The organism is Bacillus sp. P4_E1, assembly GCF_056401715.1.
In genome coordinates this window covers 23,531-37,831 of sequence record NZ_JBFUIV010000020.1, presented here as the reverse complement: position 1 = coordinate 37,831, position 14,301 = coordinate 23,531, and the positions used below count along the sequence as shown (strand labels likewise).

Below are 14,301 nucleotides of genomic sequence, written 5' to 3'. Positions count from 1 at the left end.
CTCATCCTTTCTTTAACTTTTTCTGTAAACGATACAGTTCATTCATCGCTTCTAAAGGCGTCATATCGAGTAAATCAATCTTTTTAATTTGTGCAAGTACTGCCGTTTCTTTTGCATCTAGAACTGACTTGTCTTGTTTTTTCGAAGACTGTTCTCCACCAAAGAATGATAATTGCGATTCTTCCTCAGTCTCTACTTTCGTCTCTTGTATTTCTGCTGGTTCTTCTTTTACAACAACTGGTTCTGGAGCGACTTCTGGCACTTTCACTTCTACTCGTTTCGGAATAACAATTTCTTCCTGTCCTTCTAGTTGTGCTAACACTTCTTTCGCGCGAGCGATTAAGCTCTCTGGAAGCTCGGCAAGTTGAGCAACGTGAATTCCGTAACTTTTATCAGCCGCTCCATCTTGAATTTTATGAAGGAAAACTACTTTTCCATTCTCTTCAATTGCTGAAACATGTACATTCTTTAGTTGGTCTAAACTTTCTTCTAACACTGTTAATTCATGATAATGTGTAGAGAATAATGTTTTCGCACCAATTTGGTCATGAATATGTTCAATGATTGCTTGCGCAAGTGCCATACCATCATACGTAGATGTACCGCGTCCAATTTCATCGAATAAAATTAAACTTCTCTCTGATGCATTTGCAATTGCATTTTTCGCTTCTAACATTTCAACCATAAATGTACTTTGACCTGAGATTAAATCATCCGCTGCACCAATTCTCGTAAAGATTTGATCGAAGACAGGTAATACTGCTTCTGTCGCTGGTACAAAACAACCAATTTGTGACATAACAGTAACAAGTGCTAATTGTCTCATATACGTACTTTTACCAGACATGTTCGGTCCTGTAATTAAAAAGACATCCATCTTCTCCGGCATAATACAATCATTCGGTACATACAATTTCCCGTTCAATACTTTTTCAACGACAGGATGACGACCATCTTTAATAAAGATTTCGCGCTTATTTGTTAAAACAGGTTTTACAAACTGCTCTTCTTCACTAACTGTCGCAAAGCTTTGCAGTACGTCTAGTTCACTAATTACTTTCGCTAAATGCTGTAATTTCGGAATGAATACTTTGACTTCTTCGCGAAGCGCTGTAAATAAATCGTATTCTAATTGTACAATTTTCTCTTCTGCTTCTAAGATTAATGTTTCTTTTTCTTTTAATTCATCTGTTATGAAACGTTCAGCATTAGCAAGCGTTTGTTTACGCTCATAGCGCCCTTCTGGAAGTGCTCCAAGATTCGCTTTCGTTACTTCAATGTAGTAACCGAAAATACGGTTGTACCCGATTTTTAACGATTTAACTCCTGTAATATCACGCTCTCGTTTTTCAAGCTCAGCGATCCACGTTTTCCCGTTTTTACTAACGTAACGATATTGATCAAGCTTGTCATTATAACCGTCTTTAATAATATCTCCATCTTTAATAGAAAGCGGTGGGTTTTCTTGAATACTTCTTCCTAGTAATTCAGTTAAGCTCTCACATGGATCCGCACCTTGAATTAACCTTGCAGCATAAGCATTATCTAACAGACTAATCGCTTCTAAAATAGCTGGTACTTGCAGTAAAGAACGTCTTAATTGTAATAAGTCCCGTGCATTTACATTACCAAATGCAACTTTCCCTGCTAAACGCTCTAAATCATATACTTCTTTTAATTTTTCTTTTAAATCTTCACGTAAGAAGTAATCATTTACAAATGTTTCAACCATTTCTAAACGCTCTTCTACTTTTTCTTTTTGGATTAGCGGACGTTCCATCCACTGTTTTAACATACGACCACCCATAGCCGTTTTTGTTTTGTCTAATAGCCATAATAATGATCCTGTTTTTTCTTTCGTTCGAAGTGTTTCTGTCAGCTCTAAATTTCGCTTTGAATGCACATCAATTTTCATAAATTGATTCGTGTAATAAATTTCTACTGGTTGCAAGTGATCTAACGAACGTTTTTGTGTTCTTATCACATAGTTAAATAAGCGTCCAATTGCTTTAATTAATTTTGCTTGGGAAACACTTTTCACAAGATGTTCTAATCCTTCTGGAATAGTTATTGTATCTTCATACGAAATCGTCATTTTTAATGTTTCAGTTAACTTATTTAATTCATCTTTTGAAAATGTAGAATCTACAACAATTTCTTTTGAACCAGTCGCATACACTTCTAATAAAATATCTTCTACTGAACCAGTTAATAACGTCACTGTATTTTGTCCAGTCGTTAAGTCATTACAAGCTAGCGCATAAGATCCATCTTCGAAATGTGTTAATGCTGCTAAGAAGTTATTCTCCTTCTCGTCTATTGTACGCCCTTCCATCATCGTTCCTGGCGTAATTAGTTGTACTACTTCACGACGTACTACACCTTTAGCTGTTTTTGGGTCTTCCACTTGCTCACAAACAGCTACTTTATATCCTTTTTCAACAAGTTGTTCAATATAATTTTTAGCTGCATGATGCGGTACACCACACATCGGTATACGTTCACTACTACCACCATCTCGGCTCGTTAATGTAATTTCAAGTTCATGAGCTGCTTTAACCGCATCTTCAAAGAACATTTCATAAAAATCACCTAATCGGAAAAATAAAAAGGCATCTTGATAGTCTGCCTTAACCTTTAAGTATTGCTGTATCATAGGCGTATATTGCGTCATGTCTTTCCTCCATAATTCTTACATAATAATCTATATTCATATATGTCACACTTCACGGACATCCATATCTCCTATTCCAGGAGTCTTTCCTCATTATAGCACATTTCATAAGGAATCATGTTCATGCAGAACCACTTATGTACTGTAAAAAGCTAGGAAGAACTTCTCCCTAGCTTTCTCTTACTCTTCTTCTGCATCGACGATAAAGTTCGGATCTAATTCTTCAAACTCATCATCATCGACTTGGAAATCCTCGTCTGATTCTACGCAACCTTCAGGATTTACACTTACACAAATTTTCGTTTCCCCAACTACTTCTGTTACAAATTCACGTTCTACCGTCACAACAATTTTATTACCATTTGGCGATACAAGAGCTTCTAAACAATTTGGCGGCTGAATTACACGAGCGATAATTTCTAAATCGTCACCAGAGAAGTTTTTATCACGATACCCAATACTTACTTCATCATTGTAGTTAACACGTTCTGTTACAACTTCAGTCTTTGTGTTTCCATCAAATGAATACCAAGTGTTTACATCATAGAAACCTTCAATTTCCACATGTTTTCCATTCTTTCTCGCTTCGTACGAATGGTTAATTACCCAGCACCCTAAAATACTTGTTGGCTCATTATTCGATTCACATGTATGCGTTGACTTTGTATACTTACGTCCTTTTCCAACCACTGCTTTTGTAATAATCTCTCTAAATTCGGACATTCGTAACCCTCCTCAATCACTATTCACTTAATCATATGCGTGACAATAGCGGAATGTGTCATTCTTTTTTTTGAGAAGAATTTCCGATATAACCCACTAAAAAAAAGAGATGTCAATAAGACATCTCTTTAACAACCACAATTTCCTTTTTTACTTTCTACTGCTGCACCAGTTTCGCCCTTCAATACATCGCCGCCAGTTGAAACTAATATTTCATCTGTTACATTGTTAGAAATGGTACTAGCAACTAGCTGTAGTAAGTCATTTACATACGTTTGTGAAGATTTAAACTCCTGTACAACTGGGATATTATCTAACTTATCTTGAAGTGCATCAATTTCAGCTTCTACTTTTTTCAAAGCTTCCCATTTCCCATAATGTTGCAAGTTTACTGCTTGTTTTTGCAAAGCTTTTATTTCATCAATTGCTCGCTTTACATTTTCATTTTTATGAATTTGTGCTTCTGCTCGCTTAAAGAAATCGACTTCTTCTGTTTCAGAGATCATTTTCGCTAATTCTTTCGCTTGCTCAACAATTTCATCTTTCGTATATACTTTCATCTATTGTTTCACCTCAATCGGCTCCTTAACCAATTCCCCGTTAAGAGACCAAGTTTTTGCTTCCGTTATTTTTACTTTCACAAGCTGACCAATTAAAGATTTTGAAGCAACAAAGTTTACAAGTTTATTCGTACGTGTATATCCCGCAAGTACTTCAGGATTATTCTTACTTTCTCCCTCAACTAATACTTCTACAATTTGACCTATATAACGCTTATTCTTATTAACTGCATATTCATTCACTAGTGTATTTAAGCGTTGTAATCGCTCTTTCTTCACTTCCATCGGAACATTATCTTGCATTTTTGCAGCTGGTGTACCTTCACGCGGAGAATAAATAAATGTAAATGCCGTATCAAATCCTACTTCACGATATAACGACATCGTCTCTTCAAACTGCTCATCCGTTTCATTTGGGAAACCAACGATAATATCAGTCGTTAGCACTGCATTCGGAATTGTTTCTTTAATTTTTCGTACAAGCTCTAAATAGTGTTCTCGCGAATATTTACGCGCCATAATTTTAAGCATATCTGTACTACCAGATTGAACCGGTAAGTGGATATGTTCTACTAGGTTACCACCTTTTCCAAGAACATCAATTAAATGATTGTCAAAATCACGTGGATGGCTCGTTGTAAAACGAATACGCGCGATATCGATTTTACGAAGTTCATCCATTAAATCGCCAAGACCATATTGTATATCTTCAAAGTCTTTACCGTATGCGTTTACGTTTTGTCCAAGTAAAGTAATTTCTCTATAACCGTTCGCAGCTAGATGGCGAATTTCTTTAATAATATCTTCTGGACGTCTGCTACGCTCTTTTCCGCGTGTATACGGTACAATACAATATGTACAAAACTTATCACAGCCATACATAATATTTACCCAAGCTTTAATATCACCACGACGTACTTTCGGAAGGTTTTCAATTACATCCCCTTCTTTTGACCAAACTTCAACTACCGTCTCTTTTGAGAACATTGCGTCCTTTAAGATATACGGTAATCTATGAATATTGTGTGTACCAAACACCATATCTACATGCTGATTTTTTTGCATAATTTTATTTACAACAGATTCCTCTTGAGACATACAACCACATACACCAATTATAAGATCCGGATTTCTTCGCTTTAATGATTTTAAATGACCAAGTTCACCGAACACTTTATTTTCAGCATTTTCACGAATTGCACAAGTATTTAATAAAATCACATCTGCCTCTTCAGTTGAAAAGGTTGGCTCATATCCAAGTGTTGTAAAAATCCCAGCCATTACTTCTGTATCATGCTCATTCATTTGACAGCCATATGTACGAATGTAAAACTTTCTTCCTGCGCCAAAATCGCGAAACTCTTTAGGTAGGCCAAAATCTCTTTCAATTTTAACTTCTTCTTTCCCACGCTTTTTCGCCAATTTCAAGGAAGGTGGTTGGTATACACTTTCAAAGTATTTACTATAATCTTTCTCTTCTTTTTTCGTAGAGGAATTTGCTTGTCGACTTGCTAATCGTTGTTGCTCGTTCATCGGTAATCTCCTTTCACCCTTAACTATACACACACTCTGTAGTCCATTTTAATGCGCTTAGACCCATCTCAATGATGTTAGATAGCATGAGAGATAACTTGCCCTTTGAAACTTGAGTAATCGATCTAATCATCCGTAAGAATGAAGTCTTCCCCACACAAATAGACATTCCCTTTTTTTATTTCATCTTGTCCTACCCAAAAGTATATTGCTTTATCCCTATACACATTATCATAGTATAGAGCCTTTAGCCAACTTTAACGAAGAAGGCTTCTTATCCTATATTTCATTTCACAGTTATTGAACATGCTATTTTTATACAACGATTTATATATTATTTTATCATTCTGAATTTTCTAAGTAAACAAATCTATTAATTATTTTTATTCACTCAAAAAGAAGGTTACCAAGCGGCAACCTTCTCTCCGATTATTACATAAATTCAGCAACAAGCTCATCAAACATTTTCTGATCCATATTCAAATCAGCTTGCACTAAAGGTTTTTCACTATAGTCTTTTACAAGCTCTTGGTAAGAAGGCTGCTTTGTGTTTTGATAAATTAAACCTGTTACTAACCCGTTCTTTTCCATTAATGTTTGCATAGCCATCATGCGGTTAGATGGATCATATCCTTCTACTGTACTTAGTTTCGTTAAATTCTCTTTAAACCAATCATAAGTATTTACTTTATTATAAGTAACACATGGACTAAATACATTAATTAATGAAAAGCCTTTATGGTTAATACCAGCTTCAATAATTTGCGTTAATTCTTTTAAATCACTTGAAAAGCTTTGCGCCACAAATGTCGCACCAGCTGTTAAAGCCATTTCCATAACATTTAGTGATGGTTCAATTGAACCTTGTGGTGTACTTTTCGTTTTAAATCCAGCTTCACTACGTGGTGAAGTTTGCCCTTTTGTTAATCCGTAAATTTGGTTATCCATTACGATGTACGTAATATCAATGTTACGACGAATAGAATGGATTGTATGTCCCATACCAATCGCAAAACCATCACCGTCACCACCGGATGCAATAACTGTTAAATCACGATTTGCCATTTTCACACCTTGTGCAATTGGAAGAGCACGTCCGTGAATACTATGCAAACCATATGAATTAATATACCCTGAAATACGACCGGAACAGCCGATACCAGAAATAACAGCTAGCTCATCTGGATTTAAACCAACGTTAGCTGCCGCACGCTGAATCGCAGCCTGCACCGAGAAGTCTCCGCAACCTGGGCACCAGTTTGGTTTTACACTGTTACGAAAGTCCTTAAATGTTGCCATTTAATACAACCCCTTTTTTACATTCGTTGTAAATCTCTTTCGGCAAGAATGGATTTCCATCGTATTTTAAAAGACTAGAAATTTTCTCGCCATTGCCAAGATTCATTTTCATAATGTTAGCAAGCTGACCAGTTGCATTGTTTTCTACTACTACAACACGCTTCGCTTTTTTCACAAGTGGATCGATTTCAGCTGTTGGGAACGGATGAATTAAACGTACATGGGCATGGTTTACTTTCATTCCTTCTTGTTCTAAACGCTGCATTGCCTCTTCGATCGCACCACGAGTTGAGTTAAAGCCTACTAACAATACGTCTGCGTCATCATGCTTAGCATTTTTGTAAATAGGGGTATTAAACTGTAAATTCGCCATTTTACGGAAACGTTTGTCCATTTGATCTTTACGATTTAACGCTGATTCAGATGGTTTACCCGTTTCATCATGTTCTACACCTGTAACATGGTGAATACCATTTTTCATACCAGGTAAAACACGTGGTGAAATTCCATCTTCTGTTACTTCATAACGCTTGAAGTATGCTTTATTTTCACGTTCTGGTAATTCTACTTCTAAATCAAGCTTACCACGACGAATTTCCACTTTATCTAACTTAAGTGGTTCTACTGTTTGCTTTCCTAAAGAAAGCTGTAAATCTGTTAAGAAAATAACAGGCACTTGATATTCTTCTGCTAAGTTAAACGCTTCTACAATATCATAGAAAGCTTCTTCAACTGTACTTGGCGCCATTACGATTTTTGGAATTTCACCATGTGTTCCGTAAATCATAGCCATTAAGTCAGACTGCTCTTGTTTTGTTGGTAAGCCCGTACTTGGACCACCGCGTTGTGTATCAATGATAACTAGCGGTGTTTCAGTAATACCTGCTAAACCAATTGCTTCCATCATTAAAGAAAGACCAGGACCAGCAGATGCTGTTAATGTACGAACACCAGCGTAGTTTGCACCGATCGCCATTGTACAAGCTGCGATTTCATCCTCAGTTTGGATTACTGTTCCGCCGACTTTCGGTAACTTTTTAATTAAATATTCCATAATTTCAGATGCAGGTGTGATTGGATATGCAGACATAAAGCGAGCGCCACCAGTTACCGCACCAAATGCGATTGCGTCGTTTCCAATCATAAACATGCGTTTCTTACCGTCAGCTTTTTCAAGCTGCATCATGTTTACTTTCTCACCAAGCAATTCTTTCATGTATTGAGAGCCGCGTTTAATTGCTTCCATATTCTTTTGAACGACTTGCTCTCCTTTACGACCAAAGATTTCTTCAACAACCTCTAAATAAGCTGTTTCGTCTAATCCTAATACCGCACTAGATGCCCCAACAGCAACCATATTTTTCATTAAAGATGTGCCTAATTCTGAAGCAATATCTGTAAACGGTATCACATATAGATTTACATCTGTATTATCAGGTATTGTCGGATTAAATTTCGCATCCGCAACTACAATTCCGCCCGGACGTAGTTCGTGGAAGTTAAAATCAATTGTTTCTTGATCAAAAGCAATTAAAATATCTAAATCATCTGAGATCGCGCGTACTTCTGTTGTACTTACACGAATTTTATTATTTGTATGGCCGCCTTTAATACGTGATGAGAAGTGGCGGTAACCGTATAGGTAATATCCTAATCGGTTTAATGCAATACAGAAGATTTCCCCTGTACTTTCAATTCCTTCACCTTGTTGGCCTCCAACTTTCCATGAAAGTTGACTAATCATCTCCTACACCCCTTTTGGCTGCATTCATTGTAGTGTATTTTTTTACAGTATTAGTTTAGCATTTTTTATGCAAATAAACTACAATGGACGCAAATTATGCCTCTTCTGTTTTCCCTGAATCTTTAGTATAATGCTATTTCGTTTACCATTCTAGTATTAGGTCTTAAAAAAATCAATAAATTCAAGTGAATTTATTTTAATTCTTCTGAATTTTTAAAATATATTCTTTAGAACGTTATACAGTCAACAAAATTTTTATACAAAAATCGCTCTACAGTTGATTCATTATACTTTTTACACAGTTGATTAATTATATTTTCATAATCCCTATATACTTCTACACCTACAACAGTTTCTAAAATCCCATCAAAATCAGAACCGAATCCTATATTTTTTTCTCCACCTAATGAACAAATATATTCCACATGCCTTAATATATCTGCTATATTCGCTTGTCTTTCATTCGTTAAAAACTGCGGTACGAAAGTAATACCAATAATGCTATTTTTCTTTATAAGGGCTCTTATTTGTTCATCGGTTAAATTGCGTGGATGCCCACAAAGTTGATAACAGTTTGAATGAGATGCAATTGGGTTTTTAGCAATTTCAATAACATCCCAAAAGCTTCTTTCATTTAAGTGAGACACATCGGTCCATAAATGTAACGTATTAAGTTCTTGTACAACTTGTCTACCAAATGTAGTTAAACCTGCTCCACGTGCCTCTAGCGCTCCATCAGCTAACAGATTGGCATAGTTCCATGTCAATCCAAAGGAACGTACACCTAAGCGATAAAACAAACGTAATTTCATCGCTTCTTTTCCAATTGCTTCGCATCCTTCTAATGTTAATAATGCTCCAATCTCGTCCTGTTTTAGCATGTTAATATCGTTTTTTGTCTGAATAAACTTCATTCCTGGTAGCGATAGAATTTCATTATGAAAAATATCTATCATTTGCAGCGCAACTTCAAAACGCTTTTCATACGCTACTGTTTCTGGTATATATATAGCAAAGCATTGTATACTTCCTTTTCTTTTCATTAATTGTTCAAATGTAATATGTAATTGTGAATCGTTTTGAAAGTCTTTTTTTCCCTTTGCACTCCATAACTGAAAGAGTACATCGCAATGTGCATCAAAAATTTTCATTTTCATTCCTCCATTACAAAAACAACCTGTTTGCATACATGCAAACAGGTTGTTTCAACTTAACGAGGTTCTACAATTAATTTTATCGCTGTACGCTCTTCACCATCAATCATAATATCTGTAAACGCTGGGATACAAATCAAGTCCAAACCGCTAGGCGCTACAAATCCTCTTGCAATTGCTACTGCCTTTACCGCTTGGTTCAATGCACCTGCACCAATAGCTTGAATTTCTGCTGTTCCGCGTTCGCGAATAACACCTGCAAGTGCACCAGCTACAGAATTAGGGACCGACGTTGCTTTAACTTTTAATATTTCCATTCCGCGTTTCCTCCTCGTTTCTATAAAAAGTAATAGCAATTATTTCACTTTAACTTATATTCACGAGGAATGGCACGTATTCCTGCTAAATTTCTGTAATTTTTCTAAAAAATTAAAATATAACGAATTCTCTAACTTTTTGTTAAAAATCAGTCAAAAAATGGCTGGTCATCATTAATTAAAATGCGCTCAATTTTCTTTGCTTTCCCTGTATTAGGATCCACATCAATTAACACTGCACTTAATTGTGTTCTACCATTCGTCACTTCAAAACGCACTGGTAAGTTCGTTAAAAACTTCTTCAATACCGCTTCGCGATCCATACCTAAAATCCCATCATATGGGCCTGTCATACCAACATCTGTAATATAAGCTGTTCCGCTTGGTAAAATACGATTATCAGCTGTAGGAACGTGTGTATGTGTACCTACTACCGCTGTAGCACGACCGTCTACATACCAACCTAACGCCTGCTTCTCACTTGTTGTTTCAGCATGAAAATCAACAAAGATAATGTTTGTACGTTTTTTTGCAATACTGATTAACTCATCCACTTTACGGAATGGACAATCAATTGGAGGAAGGAAAGTACGTCCTTGTAAGTTAATAACTGCAACTTCTGTTCCATTACAATTTACAAAGATAAGCCCTTTTCCCGGCGTTCCTTCTGGGAAGTTAGCTGGTCTTGCAAGATATTTTGCATCATCGATAAATTCAAATACTTCACGGTTATCCCAAGCGTGGTTTCCAAGCGTAACCGCTTGTGCCCCGCACTCTAAAAAGTTTCGATATATTTTTTCCGTAATTCCACGTCCACCCGCAGCATTTTCTCCATTAATAATTGTTACTGTCGGTGTATATTTCTTCTTTAATGCCGGTACGTACTGTTGAATCATGTCTCTACCAGGAGATCCTACTACATCCCCAACAAATAATATTCTCATATGTCTTACCCTTTCTATGTACTACATTTTTTATTACCATACTATAACCTTAAAGCTATTTCCTTACAACAGTTACAATTTATCTATTATAAGTTTCTTTCACTTGCATACTGCTCATAAATAATTTTCTTTATTTTACCCAATTCCAACACAAAAAAATAAAGTGGTGTTTCACCACTTTATTTTGCGTATTCCACTGCACGTGTTTCACGAATAACAGTTACTTTAATATGTCCTGGATAATCCAGTTCATTTTCAATACGTTTTCGAATATCACGAGCTAAACGATGAGCTTCTAAATCATCAATTGTATCTGGTTTTACCAGAATACGAACTTCACGTCCTGCTTGAATTGCGAAAGATTTTTCTACGCCTTCATAAGACTCTGAAATTTCTTCTAACTTTTCAAGACGACGAATGTAATTCTCAAGCGTTTCACTACGAGCTCCCGGTCTTGCAGCTGATAATGCATCTGCTGCAGCAACTAGAACTGCAATGATAGAAGTTGGTTCTGTGTCACCATGGTGAGATGCGATACTGTTTATTACAACAGGATGCTCTTTATATTTCGTTGCGAGTTCAACACCAATTTCAACGTGGCTACCTTCTACTTCATGATCGATTGCTTTTCCGATATCATGTAATAGACCAGCACGTCTTGCTAGTTTTTCATCCTCACCAAGCTCCGCTGCCATAAGTCCAGTTAAGTATGCAACTTCCATAGAGTGTTTTAAGACGTTTTGTCCGTAACTTGTACGGTATTTTAAACGACCTAAAATTTTAATTAAATCTGGATGTAAGCCATGAACACCCACTTCAAACGTTGTTTGCTCTCCGACTTCACGAATATACTCGTCCACTTCACGTCTTGATTTTTCGACCATCTCTTCAATACGCGCTGGGTGAATACGTCCGTCCTGTACTAGTTTATCAAGAGCGATACGAGCTGTTTCACGACGAATCGGGTCAAATCCAGATAGAATTACAGCTTCTGGTGTATCATCGATAATAAGGTCAATACCTGTTAACGTTTCTAACGTACGAATGTTACGACCTTCACGTCCGATAATACGTCCCTTCATTTCGTCATTTGGAAGATTTACAACCGAAACGGTTGTTTCAGCAACATGATCAGCTGCACATCTTTGCATTGCAAGAGATAAAATCTCTTTTGCCTTCTTATCCGCTTCTTCTTTCGCGCGAACTTCACTTTCTTTTACCATAACGGCAATTTCATGAGAAACTTCACTTTCCACTTTACCAAGAATAATTGCTTTCGCTTGCTCGCGGGTCAGATTGGAAATGCGCTCTAATTCTGTTTGTTGCTTTTGAACTAACTCTCCCACTTTGCTTTCCAACTCTTCAATCTGTTGTTGTTTCGCTACAAGAGATTCCTCTTTCTTTTCTAACTGTCGCTCGCGGTTATCGAGCGTTTCGTCTTTACGATCAAGGTTCTCTTCTTTTTGCATTAAACGATTTTCTTGTTTTTGTAATTCGCTTCTACGGTCACGAATTTCTAATTCAGCTTCTGTACGAAGTGTATGAATTTCATCCTTTGCTTCTAAAAGCGCTTCTTTCTTAAGTGCTTCAGCATCACGATTCGCTTCGTCTAGAATACGTTTTGCTTCATTAGCTGCACCATTAATCTTCGCTTCAGCAATAGACTTTCGAACAAAAAAGCCAACAACTGCACCGACTGTTGCAAGCAAAATGGAGATGAGTATCCAAACTGTACTACTACTCATGATTTCACCTCCCCTTGCTATGAATGAAAAAAGACTGTCGGCATGTACATTGAATTACAACGTACAGCAAAGACCGTCGTCCCGCTTTTTTAAGGGACTTTCTTCATTTCACAATTAAAATGTCATATTATTATTTCGGCAAGATTTAAGTCTTACTCCGAATATTACTTCTCTTCTTGAGAAGAGTATATCGTATATAAGAAAAAATATACATTCTCATTGTATCTATCGCAATTTTCATTGTCAAGCGTTGTCTACTTTTACTTTCTTTACCTTAAGCCCTGAATCTTATATGGATTTAAAAAACAGACAGCATATTATCCTGGAAAACCTTAGAAAATCCCAATTCATTCACTTAAAATATATGAATATTCCCCTTTACACATAGCCTTTTGGATAGAATAAATATTTTATCTCCAGCTATATATAACGCTTTCATAGTGGATTAAAAAATAAAAGACACGGGACCGTGTCTTTTATTTTTTAATCTTGACGAGTTGAATCTTCCGTGTCTTCAACACCAGAGTTTTCACCAATTCCGTGATGTTCACGAACAAAGAAGGCAATTTCTTCTCTTAAATCCGTATTCTCTTTTAAGAATTGCTTCGAATTTTCACGACCTTGTCCTAAGCGTTCTTCATTATAAGAGTACCAAGCACCGCTCTTTTGAACGATATCAAGTTCAGAAGCCATATCTAAGATTTCACCTTCTCTTGAAATACCTTCTCCGTACATAATATCAACTTCAGCAACACGGAATGGCGGTGCTACTTTATTTTTAACTACTTTTACTTTCGTTTTATTACCAACAATATCGTTACCTTGCTTTAACTGCTCAGCACGACGTACTTCAAGACGGACAGTTGAATAGAATTTCAACGCACGACCACCTGGAGTTGTTTCTGGGTTCCCGAACATAACCCCAACTTTTTCACGAATTTGGTTGATAAAGATTGCGATTGTTTTTGATTTGTTGATTGCACCTGAAAGTTTACGAAGTGCTTGTGACATTAAACGTGCTTGTAAACCAACGTGAGAGTCACCCATGTCCCCTTCGATCTCAGCTTTCGGTACAAGAGCTGCCACAGAGTCAATTACGATAATATCAACCGCTCCACTTCGTACAAGTGCTTCTGCGATTTCTAGTCCTTGCTCCCCTGTATCAGGCTGTGATAATAGTAATTCATCTATGTTAACACCTAATTTTTGTGCATATACAGGATCCATTGCATGCTCCGCATCAATGAACGCTGCTTGTCCACCTTGACGCTGTACTTCCGCGATTGCGTGTAATGAAACTGTTGTTTTACCTGAACTTTCAGGTCCATAAATTTCAATAACACGGCCACGTGGGTATCCGCCTACCCCTAGTGCCACATCAAGTGCTAAAGAACCACTTGAAATTGTAGAAATTCTACGCTCCGCTTGTTCTCCTAATTTCATAATTGAACCTTTACCGAATTGCTTCTCTATTTGTTTTAACGCCATATCTAATGCCGCTTGACGATCGCTCATTCAAAATTCCTCCTTAACTAAATTGCTAATCTTATTATACCTATTTTCAATTCAATTTGCCAACAAAAATCGAACATTTATTCGATTTTTTTA

At 36.6% G+C, this 14,301-nt stretch carries 11 protein-coding genes; all 11 read right to left on the bottom strand.

What is annotated here, in order from left to right; translation table 11 throughout:
• Nucleotide 1 precedes the first annotated feature (1 nt).
• The 11 genes from mutS to recA all read right to left on the bottom strand — a co-directional run bounded on the left by mutS (nucleotide 2) and on the right by recA (nucleotide 14,208).
• Entirely contained in the window at nucleotides 2-2,674 is a 2,673-nt protein-coding gene (mutS, locus tag AC1DS7_RS22905) for a DNA mismatch repair protein MutS (RefSeq protein WP_016100771.1), read from the bottom strand.
• Nucleotides 2,675-2,854: 180 nt separating this feature from the next.
• Nucleotides 2,855-3,397 carry an outer spore coat protein CotE gene (cotE, locus tag AC1DS7_RS22900; protein ID WP_002014610.1) on the bottom strand — a complete coding sequence of 181 codons (543 nt, stop codon included), beginning with the start codon at nucleotides 3,395-3,397 and terminating at the stop codon, nucleotides 2,855-2,857.
• A 128-nt stretch (nucleotides 3,398-3,525) separates the two neighbouring features.
• Complete coding sequence (locus AC1DS7_RS22895; protein WP_002033698.1) at nucleotides 3,526-3,957, bottom strand: YlbF/YmcA family competence regulator; 432 nt, start codon at nucleotides 3,955-3,957, stop codon at nucleotides 3,526-3,528.
• Nucleotides 3,958-5,490 carry a tRNA (N6-isopentenyl adenosine(37)-C2)-methylthiotransferase MiaB gene (miaB, locus tag AC1DS7_RS22890; protein WP_016100770.1) on the bottom strand — a complete coding sequence of 511 codons (1,533 nt, stop codon included), beginning with the start codon at nucleotides 5,488-5,490 and terminating at the stop codon, nucleotides 3,958-3,960.
• Nucleotides 5,491-5,922: 432 nt separating this feature from the next.
• Nucleotides 5,923-6,789 (bottom strand): 2-oxoacid:ferredoxin oxidoreductase subunit beta, encoded by an 867-nt coding sequence (locus AC1DS7_RS22885; RefSeq protein ID WP_002088040.1) that lies wholly within the window; start codon nucleotides 6,787-6,789, stop codon nucleotides 5,923-5,925.
• Nucleotides 6,776-8,533 (bottom strand): 2-oxoacid:acceptor oxidoreductase subunit alpha, encoded by a 1,758-nt coding sequence (locus tag AC1DS7_RS22880; RefSeq protein ID WP_002014603.1) that lies wholly within the window; start codon nucleotides 8,531-8,533, stop codon nucleotides 6,776-6,778. Before AC1DS7_RS22880 ends, AC1DS7_RS22885 begins: the two co-directional genes overlap by 14 nt.
• Nucleotides 8,534-8,760: 227 nt before the next feature.
• The gene (locus AC1DS7_RS22875) at nucleotides 8,761-9,684 is read right to left on the bottom strand and encodes a dipeptidase (protein ID WP_002128703.1); all 924 of its coding nucleotides are present in this window, start codon (nucleotides 9,682-9,684) and stop codon (nucleotides 8,761-8,763) included.
• A gap of 59 nt (nucleotides 9,685-9,743) precedes the next feature.
• Nucleotides 9,744-10,004 (bottom strand): stage V sporulation protein SpoVS, encoded by a 261-nt coding sequence (gene spoVS, locus AC1DS7_RS22870; RefSeq protein ID WP_000404341.1) that lies wholly within the window; start codon nucleotides 10,002-10,004, stop codon nucleotides 9,744-9,746.
• Between the two features lie 149 nt (nucleotides 10,005-10,153).
• Nucleotides 10,154-10,948, bottom strand: coding sequence for a TIGR00282 family metallophosphoesterase (locus AC1DS7_RS22865; RefSeq protein ID WP_002014601.1), 795 nt, complete (start codon nucleotides 10,946-10,948; stop codon nucleotides 10,154-10,156).
• 179 nt (nucleotides 10,949-11,127) lie between these two features.
• The gene (gene rny, locus AC1DS7_RS22860; protein WP_002014600.1) at nucleotides 11,128-12,693 is read right to left on the bottom strand and encodes a ribonuclease Y; all 1,566 of its coding nucleotides are present in this window, start codon (nucleotides 12,691-12,693) and stop codon (nucleotides 11,128-11,130) included.
• A gap of 483 nt (nucleotides 12,694-13,176) precedes the next feature.
• Complete coding sequence (gene recA, locus AC1DS7_RS22855) at nucleotides 13,177-14,208, bottom strand: recombinase RecA (protein ID WP_002014599.1); 1,032 nt, start codon at nucleotides 14,206-14,208, stop codon at nucleotides 13,177-13,179.
• Nucleotides 14,209-14,301 lie beyond the last annotated feature (93 nt).

Bases quoted from the DNA above. Each gene is read 5' to 3' on its own strand.
- mutS (WP_016100771.1), bottom strand. From the start codon at position 2,674: ATGACGCAATATACGCCTATGATACAGCAATACTTAAAGGTTAAGGCA.
- cotE (WP_002014610.1), bottom strand. From the start codon at position 3,397: ATGTCCGAATTTAGAGAGATTATTACAAAAGCAGTGGTTGGAAAAGGA.
- AC1DS7_RS22895 (WP_002033698.1), bottom strand. From the start codon at position 3,957: ATGAAAGTATATACGAAAGATGAAATTGTTGAGCAAGCGAAAGAATTA.
- miaB (WP_016100770.1), bottom strand. From the start codon at position 5,490: ATGAACGAGCAACAACGATTAGCAAGTCGACAAGCAAATTCCTCTACG.
- AC1DS7_RS22885 (WP_002088040.1), bottom strand. From the start codon at position 6,789: ATGGCAACATTTAAGGACTTTCGTAACAGTGTAAAACCAAACTGGTGC.
- AC1DS7_RS22880 (WP_002014603.1), bottom strand. From the start codon at position 8,533: ATGATTAGTCAACTTTCATGGAAAGTTGGAGGCCAACAAGGTGAAGGA.
- AC1DS7_RS22875 (WP_002128703.1), bottom strand. From the start codon at position 9,684: ATGAAAATTTTTGATGCACATTGCGATGTACTCTTTCAGTTATGGAGT.
- spoVS (WP_000404341.1), bottom strand. From the start codon at position 10,004: ATGGAAATATTAAAAGTTAAAGCAACGTCGGTCCCTAATTCTGTAGCT.
- AC1DS7_RS22865 (WP_002014601.1), bottom strand. From the start codon at position 10,948: ATGAGAATATTATTTGTTGGGGATGTAGTAGGATCTCCTGGTAGAGAC.
- rny (WP_002014600.1), bottom strand. From the start codon at position 12,693: ATGAGTAGTAGTACAGTTTGGATACTCATCTCCATTTTGCTTGCAACA.
- recA (WP_002014599.1), bottom strand. From the start codon at position 14,208: ATGAGCGATCGTCAAGCGGCATTAGATATGGCGTTAAAACAAATAGAG.